The organism is Streptomyces sp. NPDC018019 (assembly GCF_044327805.1).
In the GTDB taxonomy this organism is placed as follows: Bacteria; Actinomycetota; Actinomycetes; order Streptomycetales; family Streptomycetaceae; genus Streptomyces.
In genome coordinates this window covers 342,587-367,243 of sequence record NZ_JBIRGD010000003.1, presented here as the reverse complement: position 1 = coordinate 367,243, position 24,657 = coordinate 342,587, and the positions used below count along the sequence as shown (strand labels likewise).

The following is a 24,657-nucleotide window of genomic DNA, read 5'->3' as shown; positions in this document are numbered from 1 at the left end:
TCCCCACAGCCCAATCCGGCACCTTGGTGTGACGCCTTTCACTCGCCCCAGTGAGCACGGGTGTCGCCTTGCCGAACAGTGGACAGGGGTGTGGAGAAGCTGGGGACAAGCGCGGGTCACCTGTGGGCGGCCGGTGGACAACGCGTCCCGCCCGCTGTGGGCCGATCTTTCGTCCACACCCTGTGGATGAGTGTTAGCCACAAATCCACACGCCGCTGACCTGGGCAGATGGCTCCGCGGTCGGCTGCCCTGTGGAAGCCACAGGGATAACTTCCCAGTCCCCAGCATGTGGACGGAAGAATCTTGGCCAATCTGTGGAGCACGGCCGTGACCTGACACGGAATCGAACAGAGGCGGGTCCTTCCACAGGTTCGGGATGACGGCGGGCGGTGGCGGGGAGAGCCCTGAGCGCGGTCCGAGACCGGCCGCGGACGTGGTTCCGGGTGGTCTGGAGGCGGCTTGGGACGGCTTGCGGCGGCTTCGGGGCGGCTGTGGAGCGGTTCCGTACGGCGATCCGCGGACGCTCGGCTGTGCGGCCGGCCTCGCGTACGGCGGGGCCGTTCCGTACGGCAGAGCCTCTCCAGCCGGTGGGCGCGCTCCCCGCACGCCGGGCTCTCCCGTACGAACGGCGAAGGGCGCCCCGGGAGTACGTACGTCCCGGGGCGCCCTCGAAGCACGGGCCGGCCCCCTCGCCGGGGCCGCGTCAGCCGTTCTTGATGCGGTTCGTCAGCTCCGTCACCTGGTTGTAGATGGAGCGCCGCTCGGCCATCAGCGCCCGGATCTTGCGGTCGGCGTGCATCACCGTCGTGTGGTCGCGCCCGCCGAACTGCGCGCCGATCTTCGGCAGCGACAGGTCCGTCAGCTCCCGGCACAGGTACATCGCGATCTGCCGGGCCGTCACCAGGACGCGGCTGCGCGACGATCCGCACAGGTCGTCGACGGTCAGCCCGAAGTAGTCGGCGGTCGCGGCCATGATGGCGGTCGCGGTGATCTCGGGCGCCGCGTCCTCGCCCCCGGGGATCAGGTCCTTCAGGACGATCTCGGTCAGGCCCAGGTCCACCGGCTGGCGGTTGAGGGAGGCGAAGGCGGTGACCCGGATCAGCGCCCCTTCCAGTTCGCGGATGTTGCGCGAGATACGGGAGGCGATGAACTCCAGCACCTCCGGCGGCGCGTTGAGCTGCTCCTGCACGGCCTTCTTGCGCAGGATCGCGATCCGGGTCTCCAGCTCGGGCGGCTGGACGTCGGTGATCAGGCCCCACTCGAAGCGGTTGCGCAGCCGGTCCTCCAGGGTCACCAGCTGCTTGGGCGGCCGGTCCGAGGACAGCACGATCTGCTTGTTCGCGTTGTGCAGCGTGTTGAAGGTGTGGAAGAACTCCTCCTGCGTCGACTCCTTGCTGGCCAGGAACTGGATGTCGTCGACGAGCAGGATGTCCATGTCGCGGTAGCGCTTGCGGAACGCGTCCGCCTTGCCGTCGCGGATGGAGTTGATGAACTCGTTGGTGAACTCCTCCGAGCTGACGTACCGCACCCGGGTGCCCGGGTAGAGGCTGCGCGCGTAGTGCCCGATGGCGTGCAGCAGGTGTGTCTTGCCGAGACCGGACTCGCCGTAGATGAACAGCGGGTTGTACGCCTTGGCCGGCGCCTCGGCCACGGCCACCGCGGCGGCGTGCGCGAAGCGGTTGGAAGCGCCGATGACGAAGGTGTCGAAGAGGTACTTCGGGTTCAGCCGGGCGGTCGGCTCGCCGGGGCCGGTCGCGGGCGCGGGCTGCGCGGCGAGCGGGCCGGGGGCGCCGCTGGGAGCGGGCAGCCCGCCGGGGCCGGGGTTCTGGATGTGCGCGGGCGGCTGGTGCTCGGCCAGGTCACGGCGCTGCGGCGGCTGCTGCTCGTACGGGGAGTGTCCCTCGGAGTGCTGGTGCTGCGGCGGGCCGGAGTGTTCGGAGGACGGCGAACGGTAGTCACCCTGCGAACGCTGAGGGTGCTGATGCTGCTGCTGTACGTGCGCGGGAGGCGGCGTCGCATAGGGGTCTCGCTCGGGGAAGCCGCCGAGGCGCTGCTGCTGCCATCCGTACTCCTCGCGCGGACCGGGGCCGGTCTGGCCGCCCATGCCGGAGTGCGACTGCGGCCAGGCGCCGGGCTCATGCCGGGGCTGCTGGTGCTGCTGCTGGTACTCCGGGTAGGCGGGGCGCACGCGCGGCAGGTCGTCGTCCTGGTGCCCGTAGCCCTGCCGGTTGTCGTAGCCGTCGTTCTGTCGGCTGTCGTAGCCGCCGTACGCGTCGTGCTGCTGTCCCTGCTGCTGGGGCTGGTGGCGCTGCTGCTGTCCGTGGGACGGCGGGGCCGATGGCAGCGGCGGCTGGGACTGCGGCTCCTCGGCGGAGTCGTCGACGGTGATCGCGATCCGGATCGGGCGGCCGCACTCGTGGCTCAGCGCCTCGCCGATGAGCGGCGCGAGCCGGCCCTCCAGCACACCCTTGGCGAACTCGTTGGGGACGGCCAGCAGGGCCGTGTCGGCCACCAGTGCCAGCGGCTGTGTCCGCTTCAGCCAGTCCTGGTCCTTCGGCTTGAGGCTGTCGCTCTCGGCACGTAGGAGGTGATCGAGTACACGTGGCCACACTGCGGCAAGATCGGCAGGTACGTCAGCCACAGAGCACGCTCTCTCACAGGTCCCACGAATGTGTGATTCTCAGGACGGGCGGGAAGGAATCGGAGTTGACCCACGGTAGTCAGGGCGACCGTGGTGATTCAAGTTGTTGTCCACAGGCTGTGCATAGTGTGTCCCGGCCGGGGGCCGGTTTGACCGGATGACGCCGCCGCGCGTACCGTAACCAGGTCGAGTTGTCGATGGCTGCTGCCGCCTGCCTCCGATGGGCAAAGATCGCGCTCTAGTGATCGAAGTAGCGGTGCACTCGGGCGTTGCGAGCTACTCGTGGGCGCACGGTGACAGCCAGTCGACGCCCCACACCTGTCTCCCCGGAGACACCAAGCATCTCTGGAGCCCCCGAGTGAGCAAGCGCACCTTCCAGCCGAACAACCGCCGCCGCGCGAAGACCCACGGCTTCCGCCTGCGTATGCGCACCCGTGCCGGCCGCGCGATCCTCGCGTCCCGCCGTGGCAAGGGTCGCGCCCGCCTGTCGGCCTGAGCCCTGAGCTAGGTCCATGACGTGCTGCCTTCCGAGCATCGGCTGAGGCGGCGCGAGGACTTTGCGACCGCGGTACGCCGGGGACGCAGGGCCGGGCGCCCGCTCCTCGTCGTCCATCTACGCAGCGGTGCAACGGACCCGCACGCAGCGGGGGAGAGCCCTCCCCCGACGCGTGCGGGTTTCGTCGTGAGCAAGGCCGTCGGCGTCGCCGTCGTCCGGAACCGGGTCAAGCGGCGGCTACGCCACCTGATGCGCGACCGGCTGGACCGGCTGCCCGCCGGTAGCCTGGTTGTCGTACGGGCGCTGCCCGGTGCGGGTGATGCGGGTCACGACCAGCTGGCCCGCGACCTGGACACCGCGCTGCAGCGGCTGCTGGGTGGAGATTCCCCAACCGAAGGTCAGGGGAGGGTGCCGCGATGAAGTACCCGCTGCTGCTGTTGATCAAGCTGTATCAGTGGACCATCAGTCCCTTGCTGGGGCCGGTCTGCCGGTACTACCCGTCGTGCTCCCACTATGGCTATACGGCCATCGACCGGCACGGCGCCGTGAAAGGGACCGCGCTGACGGCCTGGCGCATCCTGCGTTGCAATCCGTGGTCGCCAGGTGGCGTCGACCACGTCCCACCCCGGAAGCGTCCGGTCTGGCATCAGCGGCTGAGGAGCCGTCTGGGCGGGTCCACCGTCCCTGAGCCTGCCGCACAGCCTGAGACTCAGCCCACCGCCCAAGGAGCCTGATTCGTGGACACGATCCTCAGTCCTCTCTATTACGCAGTTTCCTGGATCATCGTCCAGTTCCACTCGTTCTACAGCCTCATCTTCGACGAGAACAGTGGCGCGGCGTGGGGTCTGTCCATCGTCTCGCTGGTGGTACTGATCCGTATCTGCCTGATCCCGCTCTTCGTGAAGCAGATCAAGTCGACGCGGAACATGCAGGCGCTCCAGCCCAAGATGAAGGCGATCCAGGAGCGCTACAAGAGCGACAAGCAGCGTCAGTCCGAAGAGATGATGAAGCTGTACAAGGAGACGGGCACCAACCCGCTCTCCAGCTGCTTGCCGATCCTGGCGCAGTCGCCGTTCTTCATCTCGCTGTACCAGGTGCTCAGCCACATCGCGAACAACCAGACGGTCGGCGTCATCAACCAGTCGCTGCTGGAGAGCGCGCAGAAGGCGCACATCTTCGGTGCCCCGCTGGCCGCGAAGTTCCTGGACACGCCGGAGAAGATCCAGTCCCTGGGCGCCTCGGTCACCGATGTCCGCGTGGTCACCGTCATCATGATCGTCCTGATGTCGGCGTCGCAGTTCTACACGCAGCGCCAGCTGATGACCAAGAACGTCGACCTGACGGTGAAGACGCCGTTCATGCAGCAGCAGAAGATGCTGATGTACGTCTTCCCGATCATGTTCGCCGTCTTCGGTATCGGCTTCCCCGGCTTCCCCGTCGGCGTCCTCCTCTACTGGCTGACCACCAACGTGTGGACCATGGGTCAGCAGATGTTCGTCATCCGCCGCAACCCGACCCCGGGCAGCAAGGCGTTCCAGGAGCGCCAGGAGCGGCTGCGGGCCAAGGGCAAGCTCAAGGAGGACCCGGCCGAGGTCGAGGCCAGGAAGGCCGTCGAGGAGGCGCGCCAGAACCGGCAGCAGCCCAAGCGGCAGACCAAGTCCCAGCGCCAGACCCAGCCCACCGGAGGCAAGCCGGCCGGTGGCGGCCAGCAGCCCCGGCGTACCCGCGCGGGGGCCGGCTCCAGCGCTTCCGACGCCTCCACCGCGGACGCTTCCAAGAAGCAGTCCCTGGAGAAGAAGGCACCGCAGGACAGCAAGCCGAAGGGCGGCTCCTCCGCCTCCGGCTCCCGTAACGCCAAGTCCGGACAGCGCAAGGGCCAGCAGCGGCCCAAGCACCCGTCCAAGAAGTAAGAAGGAGTCCTTCCGTGACGGACACGACCCGCCCCTCGTCGTCGACAGGGGGGACCCCGGCCGCTGAGGGCACCGACACCCTGACCCGCCTGGAGCAGGAGGGTGAGATCGCGGCCGACTACCTGGAGGGTCTGCTGGACATCGCCGACCTCGACGGCGACATCGACATGGATGTCGAGGCCGACCGTGCCGCCGTGTCGATCGTCAGCGACTCGACCAGCCGTGACCTGCAGAAGCTGGTGGGCCGGGACGGCGAGGTGCTGGAGGCGCTCCAGGAGCTGACCCGGCTCGCGGTGCACCGCGAGACCGGTGACCGCAGCCGACTGATGCTGGACATCGCGGGCTTCCGGGCCCGCAAGCGCGAGGAACTCGCGGAGCTGGGTGCGAAGGCGGCCGAAGAGGCCAAGGGCAGCGGCGAGCCGGTGAAGCTGAACCCGATGACCCCCTTCGAGCGCAAGGTCGTGCACGACGCCGTGGCGGCGGCCGGGCTGCGCAGCGAGTCCGAGGGCGAGGAGCCCCAGCGTTGTGTGGTGGTTCTCCCGGCCTGACGGCCCGAGCCCCGAACAGCTCTTGATGTAACCGGCCCCGTCTGTGCTCGCAGGCGGGGCCACGTCTTGTCAGCCTTATAAGAGTCCAGAGGAAGGCGGTTCCCGTGACGGACGCAGCAGCGGAGCTCCCACCGGCGCCGGATGTGGCGCACGAGGTGTTCGGTGAGCGTTTCCCGGAGGCCGTGCGCTACGGGGAGCTGCTCGCCGACGCGGGCGTACGGAGAGGTCTGATCGGCCCGCGCGAGGTGCCGCGGCTGTGGGAGCGGCACCTGCTGAACTGTGCGGTGCTCTCCGAGGTGGTGCCCGAGGGCGTCACCGTCTGCGACGTGGGTTCGGGCGCGGGTCTCCCGGGCATTCCGCTGGCGCTGGTGCGCCCGGACCTGAAGATCACGCTGCTGGAGCCGTTGCTGCGCCGGACGAACTTCCTCCTGGAAGTCGTCGAGCTGCTCGGGCTGGACCACGTGACGGTGGTGCGCGGCCGTGCCGAGGAGGTCATGGGCAAGCTCCCGCAGGTGCATGTGGTGACCGCGCGGGCGGTGGCGCCGCTCGACCGGCTGGCGGGTTGGGGTGTTCCGCTGCTGCGCCCGTACGGCGAGATGCTGGCCCTCAAGGGCGACACCGCCGAGGAGGAGCTGAAGGGCGCCCGTGCCGCGCTGGGCAAGCTCGGGGTCGTGGAGACCTCGGTGGTCCAGGTCGGCGAAGGGATCGTGGACCCGATGTCGACCGTGGTGCGTGTGGAGGTCGGCGAGAGCCCGGGCGGTGTGCGCTTCGCGGCCAAGCGGGCCAAGGCGGCCAGGCCGAGCCGGGCAGCGAGGGGGCGGCGGCGCTGAGCGAAACCCGCGGACTCGTCGAGTAGCCCGGGAAAACCAACAAAACGACATAAAGCGGAGTGTCGCGCCCAAAACGGACGCAACGCTGTCATCGTGTTTCACGTGAAACGTCGTTCTCTGCTGCATGGAATCATCAGCCGTGGTCGCGCAGCTGCCGAGCCGCGTAACCGGAGACCCACACGGGTCACGGAAGTATCCACAGACGTGGGTTCCTCCACAGGAGACCGGACCTCACTGGTTCACGACACCGAAAGCATGGCAGGCTCTGAGCACTGCGAGCCTGATGTCGAGGAGAGTGAATCCTTGCGGTCCGACGCCAACATCGCGGGACCGATGACCGATCCGGTCCCCGGTCCCCGTAGCGAGTCGCTCGGGGATGACGTTTCACGTGAAACGCCGTCCCCGATGGACGACACCCCGATCGGTCGTGCAGCTCAGCTGGCGGTTCAGACGCTTGGCCGCACGGGAGAACCACTGCCCCGACCCGAAGCGACCCGGGTCATGGTGGTCGCCAACCAGAAGGGTGGGGTGGGTAAGACCACCACCACCGTCAACCTCGCCGCCTCCCTGGCCCTGCACGGCGCCCGCGTCCTGGTCATCGACCTCGACCCGCAGGGCAACGCCTCCACGGCCCTCGGCATCGACCACCACGCCGAAGTCCCCTCGATCTACGACGTACTGGTGGAGAGCAAGCCGCTGTCCGACGTCGTGGTGCCCGTACCCGACGTGGAGGGACTGTTCTGCGCGCCCGCCACGATCGACCTGGCCGGCGCCGAGATCGAACTCGTCTCACTGGTGGCCCGCGAAAGCCGGCTGGACCGGGCCATCAAGGCGTATGAACAGCCGCTGGACTACATCCTCATCGACTGCCCGCCCTCGCTTGGCCTGCTGACTGTGAACGCTCTGGTGGCGGGCGCCGAGGTGCTGATCCCCATCCAGTGCGAGTACTACGCGCTGGAAGGGCTGGGCCAGCTGCTGCGCAACGTCGATCTGGTGCGCGGGCACCTCAACCCCAAGCTCCACGTGTCGACGATCCTGCTCACCATGTATGACGGACGGACCCGGCTGGCCTCCCAGGTCGCGGAAGAAGTGCGCAACCACTTCGGCAGCGAGGTGCTGCGGACCAGCATCCCCCGCTCGGTACGCATCTCCGAGGCGCCCAGCTACGGACAGACGGTCCTCACCTACGACCCGGGCTCCAGCGGCTCGCTCTCCTATCTGGAAGCGGCCCGCGAGATCGCCCTGCGCGGAGTCGCCCGGACCGGTACCGGTACCCAGGGCCTCACCGTGAACTACGAACCACAGCACAGCATGTCGGAGGGGAATCAGTGAGCGAACGACGGAGGGGACTGGGCCGCGGGCTCGGTGCCCTGATCCCCGCAGCACCGCAAGCCGCGGACAGTAACGGCCCCGTGGTGAGCCGGGGCACGACATCGCCGTCCGCGGTGCCGGTCCTGTCGCCGGACCGGGGGGTGGCGGCGGCGAAGGTCACCTCGATCGCCGCGAAGGCCGTTTCACGTGAAACGGATGAGCCGCAGGAGACGGAAACGACCAAGGACCGCGTGGAGGAGGTGGCCGGGGCGCACTTCGCCGAACTGCCGCTCGACGCGATCACGCCCAACCCGCGGCAGCCGCGTGAGGTCTTCGACGAGGACGCCCTCGCCGAACTGGTCACCTCCATCCAGGAAGTCGGTCTCCTCCAGCCGGTGGTCGTCCGGCAGACCGGACCCGAGCGGTACGAGCTCATCATGGGCGAGCGCCGCTGGCGGGCCTGCCGCGAGGCCGGCCTGAAGAAGATCCCGGCGATCGTCCGCGCGACCGACGACGAGAAGCTGCTGCTGGACGCCCTCCTGGAGAACCTCCACCGGGCGCAGCTCAACCCGCTCGAAGAGGCCGCGGCGTACGACCAACTGCTGCGGGACTTCAAGTGCACCCATGACGAGTTGGCCGACCGCATCGGCCGGTCGCGCCCACAGGTCTCCAACACCCTGCGGCTGCTGAAGCTCTCCCCGTCCGTCCAGCGCCGGGTTGCCGCCGGCGTGCTCTCGGCAGGCCACGCCCGAGCCCTGCTCTCCGTGGACGACGCGGAGGAGCAGGACCGGCTGGCGCACCGCATCGTGGCCGAGGGGCTGTCGGTGCGTGCGGTCGAGGAGATCGTGACGCTCATTGGCTCCAAGCCCACCGGCTCCAAGGCGAAGAAGCCGCGGGCCGGCACCCGGGTGTCCCCCGCCCTGACCGATCTCGCCTCCCGGCTCTCCGACCGCTTCGAGACCCGGGTGAAGGTCGACCTGGGACAGAAAAAAGGCAAGATCGTCGTTGAGTTCGCCTCGATAGACGACCTGGAGCGCATCCTCGGCACGCTGGCCCCCGGGGAGGGAAGAGTGCTCGACAAGAGCCTCGCCGAGGAAGACGGCGACAAGGACTGAGCCGAGCCGTCCGCCCCGAGGGCGGGCCGTGTTCCGAGCGGATTACGGAACACGGCCCGCCCTTTGCTGTGTGGCGGTACCCGCATCCGCGGACCGTGGATACGATGCGATCGGGTATGGCGCACATCCACGGGGAAACCCCCACATCAAGGAGTAAGCCATGCGAACGGTGAGCCGCACCGGACTGCTGGCAGCGGGCTTCGGCCTCGGAGCAGTCGGTGGTTTCGTCGGTGGCCTGCTCGCGGAGCGAGGCGTACGGACGGCACCGCGCGGTGTGGCGGGCGAGGGAAGTGAGGACCTGTCTTCATGGGCCGTCGGCTCGTACCGCTCACGCTGGACAACCTTCCGGATCTCCCCAAACGCTGCCGCTCGTGCGTGTTCTGGGAACTCGACCCCGTCAGCGGGGAAGCCGCGGTAAGGGCGGGCCGTCCTGAACTGGAGAAGGAAGCCTGGATCTCGGCCGTCCTTCTGGAATGGGGCTCCTGCGGACGCGTCGTCTATGTCGATGACGTCCCGGTCGGCTTCGTGCTGTACGCCCCTCCCGCGTATGTGCCGCGCTCCACGGCCTTCCCCACGAGCCCCGTCTCCCCCGACGCCGTACAGCTTCTGACGGCCTGGCTGACGCCCGGTTACCAGGGGCAGGGCCTGGGCCGGGTGATGGTGCAGACGGTGGCGAAGGACCTCATCCGCCGCGGCTTCAAGGCCCTTGAGGCGTTCGGGGACGCCCGCTGGGAGGAACCCGCGTGCGTGCTCCCCGCCGACCACCTCCTGGCCGTCGGCTTCAAGACGGTCCGCCCGCACCCGCGCTTCCCGCGTCTGAGGCTGGAGTTGCGCACCACGATCTCCTGGAAGGAAGACGTGGAACTGGCCCTGGACCGCCTCCTGGGAGCGGTCCAGAAAGAACCCGCCCTGCGCCCGCTCTAGGGACGCGCGAGCACAACGTGAACGGGCCCGTCCCCTCGGGGGACGGGCCCGTTCACGCGGGTCGCGGAGGGCGATCAGGCGAGGAAGTCGCCCAGCTCGCGCTCCAGCATCGCCTTCGGCTTGGCGCCGACGATGGTCTTCACGACCTCGCCGCCCTGGTAGACGTTCATCGTCGGGATCGACATGACGCCGTACTTGGCGGTGGTGGTCGGGTTCTCGTCGGTGTTCAGCTTGGCGATGACGATCTCGTCGTGCTCGGCGGCGATGGCCTCCAGCGACGGGGCGATCTGGCGGCACGGGCCGCACCAGGTGGCCCAGAAGTCCACGAGTACGGGCTTGTCGCTCTTGAGGACGACCTCATCGAAGTTGGCGTCCGTCACGGTCACCGTGGCACCGGCCATGGCAGTCTCCTTACTGGGTGGGGTTGGGGCGTCGGGGGGGGGCGGGGTCAGGCGGAGGCGGTCTTCTCCGGCTCGGGGACGTCCTCGCTGTCCGAGAGGGCGGCGAGGTGCCGCTCGGCGTCCAGGGCGGCGGAGCACCCGGTGCCGGCCGCTGTGATGGCCTGGCGGTAGGTGTGGTCGACGACGTCGCCGGCCGCGAAGACGCCCGTGAGGTTCGTACGGGTGCTGGGAGCCTCCACCTTGAGGTAGCCCTCGTCGTCCAGCTCCAGCTGCCCCTTGAACAGCTCCGTGCGCGGGTCGTGGCCGATCGCGATGAACAGGCCGGTCACCGGGAGTTCGGAGGTCTCGCCGGTCTTAAGGTTGCGCAGCGTCAGGCCGGAGAGCTTGTTCTCGCCGTGGATCTCGGCGACCTCGCTGTCCCAGACGAAGCTGATCTTCGGGTCGGCGAAGGCGCGCTCCTGCATGGCCTTGCTCGCCCGCAGCGTGTCACGGCGGTGGATGATCGTGACCGACTTGGCGAAACGGGAGAGGAAGGTGGCCTCCTCCATCGCGGTGTCTCCGCCGCCGACCACGGCGATGTCCTGGTCCTTGAAGAAGAACCCGTCACAGGTGGCGCACCAGGAGACGCCGCGGCCGGACAGTTCGTCCTCGCGGGGCAGGCCCAGCTTGCGATGCTGCGAGCCGGTGGTGACGATCACTGTCTTGGCGCGGTGCACGGTGCCGGCGGTGTCGGTGACGGTCTTGATCTCCCCGGTCAGGTCGACCGAGACCACGTCGTCCGGGATCAGCTCGGCGCCGAAGCGCTCGGCCTGGGCGCGCATGTTGTCCATCAGGTCGGGGCCCATGATGCCGTCGCGGAACCCGGGGAAGTTCTCCACCTCGGTGGTGTTCATCAGCGCGCCACCGGCGGTGACGGCGCCCTCGAAAACCAGCGGCTTCAGGGAGGCACGGGCGGTGTAGAGCGCGGCGGTGTAGCCCGCGGGCCCGGAGCCGATGATGATCACGTTGCGGACGTCGCTCACGGGTGTCTTCCTTGTCTCTGCCGACTGCTTGCTGGGGCTCTCGGTGAACTCTCACCCCACCCAACGGATCCTACGGGGCAGGCATTCCCGTGGTGCCCCGGCGCCCTCGCCGCCGGTTCAGTCCCGCTGGTACGAGTGGCTCAGCAGCAGCTTGCCGGGGGCCGGGGGCGACGCCGAGACGCAGGAGGACGCGATGACATAGGCCGAGACGCGGCTGGGGTCGGTGGGGTGCGGCAGGACGACGAGGTAGGCGTCCTGGCCCTCGTAAGAGCTGCGGGTGGAGGCCAGCGGAGTCTCGGCCCGTCCGGTGCCCTGCTGGACACAGGACGGGAGGGCGTCCGTCGCGCCGCGCAGCGGGGTGTCGGGGGAACTCTGTGTGCCGACGTCCGGGGTCTTCCTGCTGCCCGACGAAGTGAGCAGGCTGTGGACGTGCGCCTCCAGGGTGGCGGACGTCAGCGTGGACGTGGCGCCGGCGCTCTTCTTGGCTGCTTCGGTGTGCTGTTTCTGCACACCCTCCTGTCCGGAGCCGGTGCCGATGCTCTGGATGACGATTCCGCCGACGCTCAGGACTGCCGCGGCCGCCGCGGCGCCGAGCAGCGCCTTCGGCCAGCGGCGCCTCCGGGGCCGGGCGCCCGGCGTCTGACGCCCCGGGCCCGAAGCGGCTCGGGGGTGGCCCGCAGGCCGGGTCCCGGGCCCGGAAGGCGCCGGCATCGGCGCTGTTTCACGTGAAACAGCTGCGACCGAGGCCTGCGGGGTTTCACGTGAAACCGAGGAGTCATGGTCCGGTGCGGTGGAGTCGAGCAGTGCCTCGGCCGCCAGCGCGGCGTCGATGCGCTCCGACACGTCGGTGGGCATCCGGGTGGGCCCGGGGAGCGTACCGAGCAGCCCCCGGATCTCCTCCAGGGAAGCGTGCACGTCCTCACACAGCTCACAGCACGCGAGGTGATGGCGGAGATCAGTGCTGCGGGACGGCGACAGCAAACCGTCCGTCAGCGCGGAGATCTCGGAGACCTCCGGGTGCTCGTCCGTGTCGGTCGTCGAAGTCACGAGCGCCCACCTCCGCCCTTCACGGCATCTGTGTCCTTCGGCCCTGCCGCCTCTGGGACGGATGTCCCCTGCGCCCGGTTCCTTCCCCCGCTGACGGGTCTGCTATCCCCTTCACCTGCACGCAGATGGGTGAGCATCGGCAGCAGCCGCGCCCGGCCCCGTGCACAGCGGCTTTTCACCGTTCCGGTGGGCACGTCGAGGATCTCGGCGGCCTCGGCCACCGGATAGCCCTGCATGTCAACGAGAACCAGGGCGGCGCGTTGTTCTTCGGGCAGGGTGCGCAGCGCACGGAACAGCTCCCGGTGCAGGTCCTGCCGCTCGGCCGGCACCGCGGCGGACTCGTGCGGCTCCAGCAGCTGCTCCAGCCGCTCGGTCTCGGCGACCGGCGAGGTACGACGGGAGGCGGCTTTGCGGGCCCGGTCCAGACAGGCGTTGACCGTGATGCGGTGCAGCCAGGTCGTCACGGCGGACTGACCGCGGAAGGTGTGGGCGGCCCGGTAGGCGGAGACAAGGGCGTCCTGCACGGCGTCCGCGGCCTCTTCCCGGTCGCCGAGCGTACGCAGCGCCACCGCCCAGAGCCGGTCACGGTGGCGCCGTACTATCTCGCCGAAGGCGTCGGGGTCGCCTTTGACGTGGCGCGCGAGGAGATCGCTGTCGCTCACGTCGTGAGGCCCGTAGGTCCCCGCCTCCACGTGCCCCCCTGTGCGGGTAGCGGATATCTGGGCCCCATTGAAGCCGGTCACCCGCAGGAAGTAAACAAGCCTCGTGAGTCGGCCGGATCTCGCCGGAGCAGGGGTGGGTCGAGCCCTTCGAGCGCCCGCGAAGAGCACTCGAAGGGGTCAGCCACTGACCTTGATCTCCGAAATGCCGCCCCGGTAGCCGTCTCCCGACCCGTCACTGGGCAGCTCCGTGATGTGGACCAGGACGTAACGCGTCTTGATGGGCTTGTCGAGCTTCACGGACAGGGTGTTGCCCGACTTCTCCAGCTTGGACAGCCGCTGCGGGAACGCGCTGAGGGTGGTCGGGCTGGAGGCGTCCGCGGCGGCCGCGAGCACTTCGGCCGTGTGGCCGGGCCGGTACATGCTGACCTCGACGCTGGAGACGTCCTTCACGCTCCCCAGGTCGAGGATGAGACCGCTGCCGTCCGCGCGGTTGTCCAGGTTGCCGAAGTTGGCCCACCCGAAGAACTGCTTGGTGACCCAGGCGGTAGCCGGGTTCCCGTCCACCGCGTTGGCGGGCTGGTTCCCCGAGCCGCTGATGGGGGCGCTCGTCCGCGGCGAGAACTCGGTGGCGCTGTCGATCGCGAGAGGCTTCGGCGCAGGCTTCTTCTGCTGGCCGCTCTCCGGCTGGGTGTTCTCCTGGTTGTCCTGGCCCTCGCCCTGCAGCAGGGTGTCCGCCAGCTGCCAGCTTCCGAGTCCCAGCGCCGCGATGAGCAGACCGGAGACGCACCACTTCAGGGCCCGGCCGGTACGGCTCTGCAGCGGTGGCGGCGGGGTGGGCACAGCGGCGGTCCGCGCCGTCGCACCGACGGCACGCGACGGCGGCTGCCCGTACGTGCCCTGCTGGTAGCCGGTGCGCTGGTAGGGCGGCGGTGAGGTGAAGGACGTCTCCGGAGGGCGGATGCGCGGTATGGCCGTGACGGCCTTCGCCAGCTCCTCCGGCGTGGTGCAGGCCGGCTCCTGGCGGGACGCGGTGGCGCCGTCGTTCACCAGCGCGCGCATGGCCAGCTCGGACAGGCCGCGGTGCACCCCGGCCCGTACCTGGTCCGGCGGGATCATGCCGACGTCCTTGGGGAGCCCGGACAGGCCGTACGCGTCGCTCTCGTACGGCCAGCGCTGGGTCAGGGCCGCGTACAGCAGCGCGCCGATCGCCTCGGTGTCCGTGCGCTGCGGGTGCTCGCTGCTGATGCCGCGCAGCGCGGCCATCACCGCCAGGCCGCGGATGCGGTACTGCCCGGACTCGGTGCGCAGCACCGAACCGGGGTTGAGCCTGAGATGGGACAGGCCCTCCCGGTGGGCGGCGGCCATGGCCTGGGAGACCTGGCTGACGAGCTGGTAGGCGTCGTGCGGTTCGAGCGGCCCGTTCGCGAGCACGGCGGTCAGCTCGGTCGCGTCCGGCAGCCATTCGTGCACGACGTAGACGAGGTCGTTCTCCTCGACGGCGTCGAGGACCTGCACGAAGCGGGGGTCACCGAGCAGTGCGGCGGAGCGTGCGGCGGACAGCACGGGGCGGGCCCGTGGGTGGTCCGCGGGCAGGATGTGTACGCCGACGGCACGGCGCAGTTTCTCGTCGACCGCACGCCAGCTGCTGAATCCGTCCAGACGGGTGAGGCACTCCTCAAGGCGGTAGCGTCTGGCGAGCTTGTGGCCGCTGTGCAGTTCGGGCGGCTTGGCGTCGGTCACCGCGGCACGCTGATCGTCGGTGCGTGCGGTGTCCTTGTCCGTGCCGGTTACGCTCTCGGCCTCCGCACCGTCGTTCGTGGCCTGTCCCGCCTGGGCGGTCAGCGGTTGCTCACCGCTCGTGTCGGCCACGTCGACGGCAGCCGTGCTCCGTTCCGCCACCGTCGTTCCTGCCTCCCCATCCGTTGCAGGCTCTCCGAGCCAAGACAATTGTGCCCACAGTCCGCCACTATGCACGACACACGGTTGCGGCCGATGGTTGTGCGCGCTCAGCGCCCCAGCTTCGCGCGCACCATGCCGACCATGGCGTTCATCTCTTCGACCCGCATCCGCTTCGCGGCGAGGAAGAACACGGCGATCAGTGTGACACCGCCGCCGACCAAGGCGGCCAGGGAACCGACGGCGCCGCTGCCGAGCCCCAGGGTGATTCCGTATGCGGCCGCGCCGCCGACCAGCGCGGCGGGCACGCAGGCCCCGGCGAGGCGGGCGTACGTACGAATGACGTGCGGTCCGTCCAGGTCGCCGCCCAGCCGTTTGCGCAGTCGCCGCCAGGCCACGCCGACTCCGACGGCGTAGGCCAGTCCATAGGCGGCGGCGAGACCGACCACGACCCAGCGGGCCGGCAGGAGCAGGAAGCACAGGCCGGAGACCGCGGCGTTGACGGCGGCGACGATCACGGTGTTGAAGAACGGCGTGCGGGTGTCCTCGTAGGCGTAGAAACCGCGGAGGATGACGTACTGCGCGGAGTACGGGATCAGGCCCAGGCCGAACGCCATGATCACGTAACCGATGTTGGTGGCACCTGTGCCCGCGCTGGAGAACATCAGCGTCGCCATGGGGACACCGAGCGCCAGGAACGCGAAGGCACACGGCACGATGGCCACCGCCGAGGTGCGCAGACCGTAGGAGATGTCGTCCCGTACGGCGGTGACGTCCCCGTCGTGCGCGGCCCGGGAGATCCGGGGCAGGACGGCGGTCATGACCGAGACGGTGATGATGGCCTGCGGCATCTGCCACAGCTGGAGCGCGTAGTTGTAGGCGGTGATACCGGTACCGGGGTGGCCCTGGCCCTCGGCGACCGAGCCGGCCCAGGTGGCGATCTGGGTCACCACGACCAGACCGAGCTGGTTGGCGAGCACGAAGAAGAAGGTCCACTTGGCCAGCCGTGCGGCCTTCCCCAGCCCGTGGCCGCGCCAGTCGAAGCGCGGGCGGATGCGGAATCCGGCGTCCCGGAGGTAGGGGACCATGGCGAGCGCCTGCACGGTCAGCCCGAGCAGCGTGCCGATACCGAGCAGCCGGATCGCGTCGGCGGAGACGTTGCCCGCGCCCACGCCGCTCTGCGAGAAGCTGCCGAAGACCCAGATGAAGGCACCGAACGTGGCGATCACGATGATGTTGTTCAGGACCGGGGTCCACATCATCGCGCCGAACCGGCCGCGGGCGTTGAGGATCTGCCCCAGCACCACGTGCACGCCCATGAAGAACATGGTCGGCAGGCAGTAGCGGGCAAAGGCGACCGCGACGTCCATCTGCTCGGGATCGGAGGCGATCTTCGGCGACATCATGCTGATGAAGACCGGAGCCGCCAGCACACAGACCGTGGTGATGCCGGCCATCAGCACGGTGACCAGCGTCAGGAGTCTGTTGGCGTACGCCTCGCCGCCGTCCTCGTCGTTCTTCATGGCCCGCACCAGCTGCGGGATGAACACCGCGTTCAGGGCGCCGCCGCCGACGAGGATGTAGATCATCGTCGGCAGGGTGTTGGCGACCTGGTACGAGTCGTTGAGGGTGCCGACGCCGATCGCCGCCGCGATGACGAGGTTGCGTACGAAACCCAGGATGCGGGAGACCAGGGTGCCCGCGGCCATGACCGCGCTGGACTTAAGCAGCGACGACGCGCGCCCGCCGGAGCGCTTGGCGGGAGCCGCGGGCTCCGGTGCGGGTGTCGGCGGCTGCTCCGGTACGGAGGCGGCCTGCGGCACCGGCTCCTGCTGCGGCGTCATCGGACGCTGCGGCTCGTACGGCTGCTGCTGGTCCCGGTACAGGTGCGCGAAGGCGTCCGGCTCCGGGCGCTCGTCGGCGGCCTGCGAGATCAGGTCGTCCACACCCACGAACTGCGTCGTGGCGGCGTCGTCACCGTAGGGCAGGTGCCGCGTCGGACCCTGCGGCTCGGGGGGCGGGGGCGGGGCCCACACCTGGGGGTCGGGCGAGTGCTGTGGAGCGGGCGGCTGCTGGTAGAGCGGGTGCGGGGCCTGGCCGGGAGGCGGTGGCGGGTGCGCGGACCGGTCGTAGAAGACATCGTCGACCGGGTCCTGGGCCGTGGGGTCCTGTGACCGGTACGGGTCGTTGGCGTACGCGTCGTGCACATACGGGTCATGGGGCTGCTGCCCCTGGGGCGGCGGCGGTCCCTGACCCGCGGGGGTGCCGCGCGCACCCCTGCCGCGGTCACCGTCGTACGGCGCATTCATCGCTGCCCCACCTCATCCGTCGCCGGCCATCCGGCCCCGCCAACTATCAACGGTCCACTTTCTCACCTGAGCCGGACGCGTCCGTGCTTTCCGAACCGGTGTCCGGCTCGCGGTCACCCGGCTGCACCGGCTCGTCACCGTCCGTACCGCCATCCCCGTTGCCGTCGCCGGCCCCGCCGTCGGTCCCACCGTCACCGCCGGTCCCCTCCTCGTCGCTCCCGGTCGCCGCGCGCTTGCGCTGGAGGTAGATGCGGACACCGGCGAGGACGAGCAGCAGCACGCCGCCCGCGATGACGAGCATGATGGTCGAGGTGATCTCGGTGACGTTGACCTGGAAGGTCATCGGCCGTCCGTACGGCTTGCCGGCGGAGGTGTAGAGCTGCGCCGTCACCTGCACCGGGCCGTTGGCGTTCGCCGTCGTGTCGAACTTGAACGACTGGCTGTGGCCGCCGTCGACCGTGATCTCCTGCGGCTCGCCCGCGTCGAGCCGGTTGGGCTGCGAGGACGTGAGTTCCAGCGTCAGTCCCTTGACGCCCTGGACCAGGTTGTTCTGTACCGTCACCGGAATCGTCGCGCTGCGCCCGGAGAGCGTCGCGTCCGACTTCTGGATCAGGCGCACGCTCTTCGTCAGGCCGTCCAGGTAGGTGCGCACGGAGCTGCGGAAGGCCGCGGCGCCCGCTTCGTCGCCCCGCCACTCGGTCGACATCTCCCGCATGATGGCGTTGCCGAACGGCGTCACCACGCGTGGGGGCTGGGACAGCACGGGCTTGAAGTCGTCCAGCGCGGCCTGGGTCTCCTGGATCTCTTCGAAGGCTTCGGTCGGCAGTTCCTGCTTGCGCAGCGAGGCCGGGTACTCGGCGGCGCCGGGCACCTCGCGGTTGGCTCCCGGGTCGGGTGCGGCCTTGGCGGCGCCCGCCAGGTTCAACGGCTCGGCCCAGCGGCCCGGCACCAGGTTCTTGACGCCCGCGGCCATCGCCTGGGCCTGGCTGACCGACGGCGTGCGCTGTGGTGCGACGACGATGTTGCGCTGCCGTCCGGGCTCCTGGCCGGTGACCATCAGGCTCTGGGCGAGGAACTGCTGAATGGCGAGCGTGGAGTTCTCGGCCTTGGACAGGTCGCCCTCGAACGCGGTGGACAGCCGGGCGTCGGCGACGATGGCGGTGTTGCCGCCGCCGATCGGACGGGCCGCCGTCGGGCTGTAGGAGAGGTTGTTCTCCTGGAGGCTGTCGCTGCGGGCGATGATGTTGTGGGCACCGCCGGAGGTAGCGACATCGACGATCGAGGAGTCGACGGCGCCCTCGGCGGGCCAGGCGAAGTCGGTGCGGGGCTTGACGCCCAGGACCGTCTCCACGGCCGTGGCCGCCAGCGTGGTGGCGGGGCCGAGGTGCCCGAGAGCGCTGGGGACCTCCTTGCCGCGGTGCGCGAGCGAGGCCAGATCGGGATCGCCGAAGGGCAGCGCGATGACCTCGTGGGTCTTCACCGCCTCCTCCACCTGCTTGAGCCACTGCTTGGCGACCGCCTGGTTCTTGCCCGGCGTGGGGCCGTTCGGGCCTTCGACCTTGTACGTCTTGGTCATCGCGTCGACGGAGGCGAGCACGTCGGGATCGATGACGAAGGTGACGGGCAGGTCCTTGCCGAGCGCCACGAGCTGCTGGAGCCGCCCGCCGGGGGCGATCTCCGCGGCCAGGTCGTCGTTGCGGAAGACCGGTGTCTGCTCCGCGTCCGCGTCGGTCTCCGCGGTGATGTGCGTCGAGGAGATCAGCGGCCACAGGTACGTGAGCTGGGTCTTCTTCTCCACGTCGGAGGTCTGCCAGGGCAGGAACGTCCGCTTGATGCCGAGCACCTGCTCGTAGGAGGAGCCCGAGGACCGGCCGGACAGGGAGACACCGAGCTGGTACACACCGTCGTCACCGAGGTCGAGGTCCTTGACCGGTACGTGGAGGGTGAATGTACGGCTGACGCCCGGGGCCAGCGTGTCGATCTTCTGGGTGCGGTTCTCGATTTCCTGGCCGTCGGTGCCGGGGGAGAAGCCCGTGCGCTTGGCGGCCGTGTCGATGGCGCTGCGACTGCTGAGGGCGGGGCCCCGTCGCAGGCCCACGTGCGCGTCGGTGATCGGGGCGTTGCCGCTGTTGGTGAGCGTCCCCGAGACGGTGAGGGTGTCGTCCTTCTTCGGCGCGTTGGGGGTCAGTGCGTCGATCGAGACGTCGACGGTGCGCGGGCCGGCGGCGTGGGCTTCAGGGGCGGCCGGAAGCTGCGTCATTCCCGCCAGCAGCGGCACTCCGGCGATCAGCGCCGCGGCCCGGCGCAGCCATCGTCCGCGCGGCCGTTCACTCCCTTGGAACCCTGCCGCCTCGGCCACGCGTTCGCCCGTCCCTCGTCGTCGTCAGTGGTCGTCGGAATGTGCGTCCACGCATGGTAACGAGACCCGCTGTGGTGAAGTGCTGGGGACTGCTCCACAAGATCGCGCAGCGGCCGACCGGGGAGCAGAGCTTGTCCCCTTTTCCTGGCATGCCCGGCGCCCTGGACGATGGGGCGCCTCGCGCGACGCGGACACGTACCCTGTTCTGTTGTGCCGAACGCCAACAATGACTTCCTCGCCCCGCAGCCCGAGCGGTCCCCGCAGTCGACGAGCGCGCTGAGCCAGGCGCAGCGCCGTGCCGTCGGCGAACTGTTGCGGGTGTCCCCCGTCGCGGACGATCTGGCCCGCCGTTTCCAGGAGGCCGGGTTCACGCTTGCCCTGGTCGGCGGCTCGGTACGGGATGCCCTGCTCGGCCGGCTCGGCAACGACCTCGACTTCACCACCGATGCTCGCCCCGAGGACGTACTGAAGATCGTCCGGCCGTGGGCGGACGCGGTGTGGGAGGTCGGTATCGCCTTCGGCACGGTCGGCTGCAAGAAGGACTCGTTCGACATCGAGGTCACCACGTACCGCTCCGAGGCGTACGACCGGACCTCGCGCAAGCCCGAGGTGTCCTACGGCGACTCCATCGAGCAGGACCTGGTGCGCCGGGACTTCACGGTGAACGCCATGGCGGTGGCGCTGCCGCAGAAGGAGTTCATCGACCCGCACAACGGCCTGGAGGACCTGGCGGCACGCGTTCTGCGGACGCCGGGGACGCCGGAGGAGTCCTTCTCCGACGACCCGCTGCGGATGATGCGGGCCGCTCGGTTCGCCTCCCAGCTGGACTTCGAGGTGGCCGACGACGTCGTCTCCGCCATGAAGGCCATGTCCGAGCGCATCGACATCGTCTCTGCGGAGCGGGTGCGGGACGAGCTGAACAAGCTGCTCCTGGGGGCCCACCCGCGCAAGGGTCTCCGGCTCCTGGTCGACACGGGAATCGCCGACCGGGTGCTGCCGGAGCTGCCCGCGCTGCGCTTGGAACGTGACGAACATCACCGTCACAAGGACGTCTATGAGCACTCGCTGACGGTGCTGGAGCAGGCCATCGACCTCGAAGAGGACGGTCCCGACCTGGTGCTGCGGCTGGCGGCGCTGCTGCACGACATCGGCAAGCCCAAGACGCGCCGCTTCGAGAGCGACGGCCGGGTCTCCTTCCACCACCACGAGGTGGTGGGAGCGAAGATGACCAAGAAGCGGATGACCGCGCTGAAGTACTCCAACGACATGGTCAAGGACGTCTCGCGGCTGGTGGAGCTGCACCTGCGCTTCCACGGCTACGGGACGGGTGAGTGGACCGACTCGGCGGTCCGCCGGTATGTGCGGGACGCCGGCCCGCAGCTGGAGCGTCTGCACAAGCTGACGCGTTCGGACTGCACCACCCGAAACAAGCGCAAGGCCAACGCCCTCTCCCGTGCTTACGACGGGCTGGAGGAGCGCATCGCGCGGTTGCAGGAGCAGGAGGAGCTGGACTCGATCCGGCCGGACCTGGACGGCAACGACATCATGCAGATCCTCGGTATCTCTCCCGGTCCGGAGGTCGGCAAGGCGTACAAGCACCTGCTCGAACTGCGGCTGGAGAACGGCCCGATGGCGCGGGAGGAAGCCGTCGCCGCTCTCCAGGAGTGGTGGGCCGCGCAGAGCTGAGCGCGTCGTTTCACGTGAAACACGGCGACCATCGCTGTGTTTCACGTGAAACGGCCGGTGGATCTACCGGATCTCCTTCTTGATGTCTTCGAGACAGAGCACGACCTTGCTGCGGTGCCGAGGCCCGGAAGCTTCCGAGTAGGCGTTGCGGGGCTGGCCGTAGGGAGTCTGGCCATACGGGTTCTGCCCCGGAGGTGGCGGCATGGTCATGAAGGGCTTCCGTATCGGGTCGCGATCGTCTCGCGCTGCCTACCGACGCACGAGGCGGAGCAGCGACACCGCGGTTGTCGCGTAGAACAGGGCCACGGCGATGACGAGAACGCCGGACCTGCCGTCCGGCGGCAGCATCACAGCGGCCACTGCCGCGGCACCGACGTAGGCGACGTTGAAGAGCATGTCGTAGACAGCGAAGACGCGACCGCGGAAGGCGTCGTCCACGGACGACTGCACCACCGTGTCCGTGGAAATCTTGGCTGCCTGGGTGCAGAGGCCGATCACGAAGGCGGCGATCAGCAGCGGCACGTAGGCGAAGGTCAGCCCCAAGGCCGGAGCCAGCAGCGCCGCCGCCCCCGCGCAGTACGCCATCCAGACCAGCGGCGTGAACCTGGCCACGACCGACGGGGTGATGACGGCGGCAGCGAAGAAACCCGCCCCCGACACGCCGACGGCGACCCCGAGGAGCGCCAGTCCGTCCGATTCGCTCTCGGACCACGCGTACCGGCACAGCATCAGCACCATCACCGTCAACGCTCCGTAGCAGAAGCGCAACGCGGTCATCGCCGTCAGCGCTGCCGCAGCGGTGCGGCGCTCCGCGAGGTGACGCAGCCCCGCGACCAGGCCCCGTGCGGTACTCAACAAGGCTGTCCCGGCACGCGATTGAAGCTGGGACGGATCCGGCCCCAGCAACCCCGGAGCCATCCGCAGCGAGATCCCGGCAGCGCACAAGTAGAGGACGGCGGCGAGCAGTACGACGACGGTGTTCGACTGAACCCCCGCCAGCCGGATGGCGAAGGCGAGCCCACCGCCCGCGGTGGTCGCGAGTGTGCCGGCGGTCGGGGACAGGGAGTTGGCCATGACCAACTGTTCCGTACCGGCGACCACGCGCGGCAGGGCGGCCGAGAGCCCGGCCAGCACGAACCGGTTGACGGCCATGACGGAGAGCGCGGAGGCGTAGAAGAGCCAGTCGGAAGCCCGTGCGCTGATCAGGGCGGCGGTGCCGATGACGAGCACGGTGCGCAGCAGATTGCCGTACAGCAGGACCTGTCGGCGGCGCCAGCGGTCGAGGAGGACGCCCGCGAAGGGGCCGAGCAGCGAGTACGGGAGCAGCAGGACGGCGAGCGCGGAGGCGATGGCCGCAGGAGACGCCTGTCTCTCCGGCGAGAAGACGACGTACGTGGCGAGCGCGACCTGGTAGACACCGTCGGCGGCCTGCGAGAGGAGCCGTACGGCCAGCAAGGAGCGGAAGTCGCGCAGCCGGAGCAGTACGCGGAGGTCACGCACAACGGACATGAGGCCCAGCCTCACACAGCACACAGGCCCCCGGACGGAATTTCCGGGGGCCTGCGGAGCAAGGAGGGACGGCGCGGTGCTTAGCGCTCGACCTCGCCCTTGATGAACTTCTCGACGTTCGCGTGCGCCTCGTCGTCGAAGTACTGCACCGGAGGCGACTTCATGAAGTACGAGGACGCGGAGAGCACCGGACCGCCGATGCCACGGTCCTTCGCGATCTTCGCGGCACGCAGAGCGTCGATGATGACACCCGCGGAGTTCGGGGAGTCCCAGACCTCCAGCTTGTACTCCAGGTTCAGCGGGACGTCACCGAAGGCACGGCCCTCCAGGCGCACGTAGGCCCACTTGCGGTCGTCCAGCCAGGCGACGTAGTCCGACGGGCCGATGTGGACGTTGTCCTCACCCAGCTCGCGGTCGCGGATCTGCGAGGTGACGGCCTGGGTCTTGGAGATCTTCTTGGACTCCAGGCGCTCGCGCTCCAGCATGTTCTTGAAGTCCATGTTGCCGCCGACGTTCAGCTGCATCGTGCGGTCCAGGACGACGCCCCGGTCCTCGAAGAGCTTGGCCATCACGCGGTGCGTGATCGTGGCGCCGACCTGCGACTTGATGTCGTCGCCGACGATCGGCACACCGGCCTCGGTGAACTTGTCCGCCCACTCCTTGGTACCGGCGATGAAGACCGGCAGGGCGTTGACGAAGGCGACCTTGGCGTCGATGGCGCACTGGGCGTAGAACTTCGCGGCGTCCTCGGAACCGACGGGCAGGTAGCACACCAGGACGTCGACCTGCTGGTCCTTGAGGACCTGGACGATGTCCACCGGCGCCTCGTCGGACTCCTCGATGGTCTGGCGGTAGTACTTGCCCAGACCGTCGAGGGTGTGGCCGCGCTGGACGGTCACACCGGAGTGCGGCACGTCGCAGATCTTGATGGTGTTGTTCTCGCTGGCACCGATGGCGTCCGCCAGGTCGAGGCCGACCTTCTTGGCGTCCACGTCGAAAGCGGCCACGAACTCGATGTCCCGCACGTGGTAGTCGCCGAACTGCACGTGCATCAGGCCGGGCACGCGGCTGTCCGGGTCTGCGTCCTTGTAGTACTCGACGCCTTGCACCAGCGAGGCGGCGCAGTTGCCCACGCCGGCGATGGCTACGCGAACCGAACCCATTCCGGTTGCTCCCTGTGTTCTCGACAAGGCCCCGCGACCGCGGGGCCTCATGTGGTGGTGTCATCGGACGGATCCGGCCGGGAACCACCCCGACGCCGGGGCAGGCCGCCCGTATCTCCTGACGTGTCCTTCTGGTCCCGCTCGGCGGGGTCCACGGCGCGTTGATCGCGTCCGGCGCGTTCGCTCTCGATCAGCTCGTTGAGCCACCGGACCTCGCGTTCCACGGACTCCATGCCGTGCCGCTGCAGTTCGAGGGTGTAGTCGTCCAGCCGCTCGCGTGAACGGGCCAGGGAGACGCGCATCTTTTCGAGGCGCTCCTCCAGGCGGCTGCGGCGGCCTTCCAGCACCCGCATCCGTACGTCGCGCGAGGTCTGCCCGAAGAAGGCGAAGCGGACGCCGAAGTGCTCGTCCTCCCACGCGTCCGGGCCCGAGTGGGCGAGCAGCTCCTCGAAGTGGCTCTTCCCCTCCGGCGTCAACCGGTAGACGATCTTCGCCCGGCGCCCCGTGAGGGACGCGGGCGCGGTCTCCGGAGCGGCTCCTGTCTCCTCGGTCAGCCAGCCGTTCGCGACCAGCGTCTTCAGACAGGGGTAGAGGGTGCCGTAGCTGAACGCACGGAAGACCCCCAGTGACGTGTTGAGCCGCTTGCGCAGCTCGTAACCGTGCATGGGGGACTCGCGGAGCAGTCCGAGGACGGCGAACTCAAGGATGCCGGACCGCCTGCTCATGCCCGCCTCCTTGTCCTCGTGCGTTCTTTATGCCGAGCTGATGTATCGATTCGATACATCCAGACGATAGGTCGGGGCTGCGGGAGGAACAAGAGGGGGGACG

The 24,657-nt window shown here is 69.2% G+C and carries 21 protein-coding genes; 10 read left to right on the top strand and 11 right to left on the bottom strand.

The genetic code is table 11. The annotated features are described in order from the left end of the window. Positions 1–703 precede the first annotated feature (703 nt). Positions 704–2,641 carry a chromosomal replication initiator protein DnaA gene (dnaA, locus tag ACH4FX_RS07555; RefSeq protein WP_398476128.1) on the bottom strand — a complete coding sequence of 646 codons (1,938 nt, stop codon included), beginning with the start codon at positions 2,639–2,641 and terminating at the stop codon, positions 704–706. 358 nt (positions 2,642–2,999) lie between these two features. On the opposite strand from dnaA, the gene rpmH reads away from it, so the two are divergent. From rpmH to ACH4FX_RS07510, 9 genes are all read left to right on the top strand, one after another. Beyond that, positions 3,000–3,137 carry a 50S ribosomal protein L34 gene (gene rpmH / locus ACH4FX_RS07550; RefSeq protein WP_003949374.1) on the top strand — a complete coding sequence of 46 codons (138 nt, stop codon included), beginning with the start codon at positions 3,000–3,002 and terminating at the stop codon, positions 3,135–3,137. Positions 3,138–3,158: 21 nt separating this feature from the next. Then, positions 3,159–3,557 carry a ribonuclease P protein component gene (rnpA, locus tag ACH4FX_RS07545; protein WP_398476127.1) on the top strand — a complete coding sequence of 133 codons (399 nt, stop codon included), beginning with the start codon at positions 3,159–3,161 and terminating at the stop codon, positions 3,555–3,557. Beyond that, positions 3,554–3,871, top strand: coding sequence for a membrane protein insertion efficiency factor YidD (gene yidD, locus ACH4FX_RS07540; protein ID WP_073765378.1), 318 nt, complete (start codon positions 3,554–3,556; stop codon positions 3,869–3,871). Before rnpA ends, yidD begins: the two co-directional genes overlap by 4 nt. Positions 3,872–3,874: 3 nt before the next feature. After that, complete coding sequence (yidC, locus tag ACH4FX_RS07535; RefSeq protein WP_398476126.1) at positions 3,875–5,047, top strand: membrane protein insertase YidC; 1,173 nt, start codon at positions 3,875–3,877, stop codon at positions 5,045–5,047. Between the two features lie 14 nt (positions 5,048–5,061). Then, positions 5,062–5,595, top strand: coding sequence for a protein jag (locus tag ACH4FX_RS07530; protein WP_398476124.1), 534 nt, complete (start codon positions 5,062–5,064; stop codon positions 5,593–5,595). Positions 5,596–5,699: 104 nt separating this feature from the next. After that, the gene (gene rsmG, locus ACH4FX_RS07525) at positions 5,700–6,425 is read left to right on the top strand and encodes a 16S rRNA (guanine(527)-N(7))-methyltransferase RsmG (protein ID WP_398476122.1); all 726 of its coding nucleotides are present in this window, start codon (positions 5,700–5,702) and stop codon (positions 6,423–6,425) included. Between the two features lie 255 nt (positions 6,426–6,680). Further along, positions 6,681–7,757, top strand: a complete 1,077-nt coding sequence (locus ACH4FX_RS07520; RefSeq protein ID WP_398476120.1) for an AAA family ATPase — start codon at positions 6,681–6,683, stop codon at positions 7,755–7,757. Continuing rightward, a complete protein-coding gene (locus ACH4FX_RS07515) occupies positions 7,754–8,851 on the top strand; it encodes a ParB/RepB/Spo0J family partition protein (RefSeq protein ID WP_398476118.1) in 1,098 nt (365 codons plus the stop codon). Before ACH4FX_RS07520 ends, ACH4FX_RS07515 begins: the two co-directional genes overlap by 4 nt. A 306-nt stretch (positions 8,852–9,157) precedes the next feature. Further along, positions 9,158–9,775 (top strand): GNAT family N-acetyltransferase, encoded by a 618-nt coding sequence (locus ACH4FX_RS07510; protein WP_398476116.1) that lies wholly within the window; start codon positions 9,158–9,160, stop codon positions 9,773–9,775. 74 nt (positions 9,776–9,849) lie between these two features. Here ACH4FX_RS07510 and trxA read toward each other — a convergent pair whose 3' ends face one another. The 7 genes from trxA to ACH4FX_RS07475 all read right to left on the bottom strand — a co-directional run bounded on the left by trxA (position 9,850) and on the right by ACH4FX_RS07475 (position 19,471). After that, entirely contained in the window at positions 9,850–10,176 is a 327-nt protein-coding gene (gene trxA / locus ACH4FX_RS07505) for a thioredoxin (RefSeq protein WP_398476114.1), read from the bottom strand. A 47-nt stretch (positions 10,177–10,223) separates the two neighbouring features. Continuing rightward, positions 10,224–11,198: a thioredoxin-disulfide reductase gene (gene trxB / locus ACH4FX_RS07500; RefSeq protein WP_398476112.1), complete on the bottom strand. Its 975-nt coding sequence runs from the start codon at positions 11,196–11,198 to the stop codon at positions 10,224–10,226. A 117-nt stretch (positions 11,199–11,315) separates the two neighbouring features. Continuing rightward, on the bottom strand, positions 11,316–12,245 hold the full coding sequence (locus ACH4FX_RS07495; RefSeq protein ID WP_398476110.1) for a hypothetical protein: 930 nt from the start codon (positions 12,243–12,245) through the stop codon (positions 11,316–11,318). Further along, the gene (gene sigM / locus ACH4FX_RS07490) at positions 12,242–12,907 is read right to left on the bottom strand and encodes an RNA polymerase sigma factor SigM (protein WP_398476108.1); all 666 of its coding nucleotides are present in this window, start codon (positions 12,905–12,907) and stop codon (positions 12,242–12,244) included. Before sigM ends, ACH4FX_RS07495 begins: the two co-directional genes overlap by 4 nt. Positions 12,908–13,084: 177 nt before the next feature. Further along, positions 13,085–14,806, bottom strand: coding sequence for a protein kinase family protein (locus ACH4FX_RS07485; RefSeq protein WP_398476106.1), 1,722 nt, complete (start codon positions 14,804–14,806; stop codon positions 13,085–13,087). 107 nt (positions 14,807–14,913) lie between these two features. Further along, positions 14,914–17,112, bottom strand: coding sequence for a murein biosynthesis integral membrane protein MurJ (gene murJ, locus ACH4FX_RS07480; RefSeq protein ID WP_398476104.1), 2,199 nt, complete (start codon positions 17,110–17,112; stop codon positions 14,914–14,916). A gap of 46 nt (positions 17,113–17,158) precedes the next feature. Then, positions 17,159–19,471, bottom strand: coding sequence for a DUF6049 family protein (locus tag ACH4FX_RS07475; protein WP_398476102.1), 2,313 nt, complete (start codon positions 19,469–19,471; stop codon positions 17,159–17,161). 210 nt (positions 19,472–19,681) lie between these two features. On the opposite strand from ACH4FX_RS07475, the gene ACH4FX_RS07470 reads away from it, so the two are divergent. Next, complete coding sequence (locus ACH4FX_RS07470) at positions 19,682–21,157, top strand: CCA tRNA nucleotidyltransferase (protein WP_398476100.1); 1,476 nt, start codon at positions 19,682–19,684, stop codon at positions 21,155–21,157. 249 nt (positions 21,158–21,406) lie between these two features. Here the strand turns inward: ACH4FX_RS07470 and ACH4FX_RS07465 are convergent, their stop codons facing one another. The 3 genes from ACH4FX_RS07465 to ACH4FX_RS07455 all read right to left on the bottom strand — a co-directional run bounded on the left by ACH4FX_RS07465 (position 21,407) and on the right by ACH4FX_RS07455 (position 24,554). Beyond that, entirely contained in the window at positions 21,407–22,666 is a 1,260-nt protein-coding gene (locus ACH4FX_RS07465; protein ID WP_398476098.1) for an MFS transporter, read from the bottom strand. 80 nt (positions 22,667–22,746) lie between these two features. Beyond that, complete coding sequence (locus ACH4FX_RS07460) at positions 22,747–23,829, bottom strand: inositol-3-phosphate synthase (protein WP_398476096.1); 1,083 nt, start codon at positions 23,827–23,829, stop codon at positions 22,747–22,749. Between the two features lie 47 nt (positions 23,830–23,876). Continuing rightward, positions 23,877–24,554, bottom strand: a complete 678-nt coding sequence (locus ACH4FX_RS07455) for a helix-turn-helix transcriptional regulator (RefSeq protein ID WP_398476094.1) — start codon at positions 24,552–24,554, stop codon at positions 23,877–23,879. Positions 24,555–24,657 lie beyond the last annotated feature (103 nt).

Bases quoted from the DNA above. Each gene is read 5' to 3' on its own strand.
- yidD (WP_073765378.1), top strand. From the start codon at position 3,554: ATGAAGTACCCGCTGCTGCTGTTGATCAAGCTGTATCAGTGGACCATC.
- ACH4FX_RS07520 (WP_398476120.1), top strand. From the start codon at position 6,681: ATGGCAGGCTCTGAGCACTGCGAGCCTGATGTCGAGGAGAGTGAATCC.
- ACH4FX_RS07510 (WP_398476116.1), top strand. From the start codon at position 9,158: ATGGGCCGTCGGCTCGTACCGCTCACGCTGGACAACCTTCCGGATCTC.
- trxA (WP_398476114.1), bottom strand. From the start codon at position 10,176: ATGGCCGGTGCCACGGTGACCGTGACGGACGCCAACTTCGATGAGGTC.
- murJ (WP_398476104.1), bottom strand. From the start codon at position 17,112: ATGAATGCGCCGTACGACGGTGACCGCGGCAGGGGTGCGCGCGGCACC.
- ACH4FX_RS07465 (WP_398476098.1), bottom strand. From the start codon at position 22,666: ATGTCCGTTGTGCGTGACCTCCGCGTACTGCTCCGGCTGCGCGACTTC.
- ACH4FX_RS07460 (WP_398476096.1), bottom strand. From the start codon at position 23,829: ATGGGTTCGGTTCGCGTAGCCATCGCCGGCGTGGGCAACTGCGCCGCC.
- ACH4FX_RS07455 (WP_398476094.1), bottom strand. From the start codon at position 24,554: ATGAGCAGGCGGTCCGGCATCCTTGAGTTCGCCGTCCTCGGACTGCTC.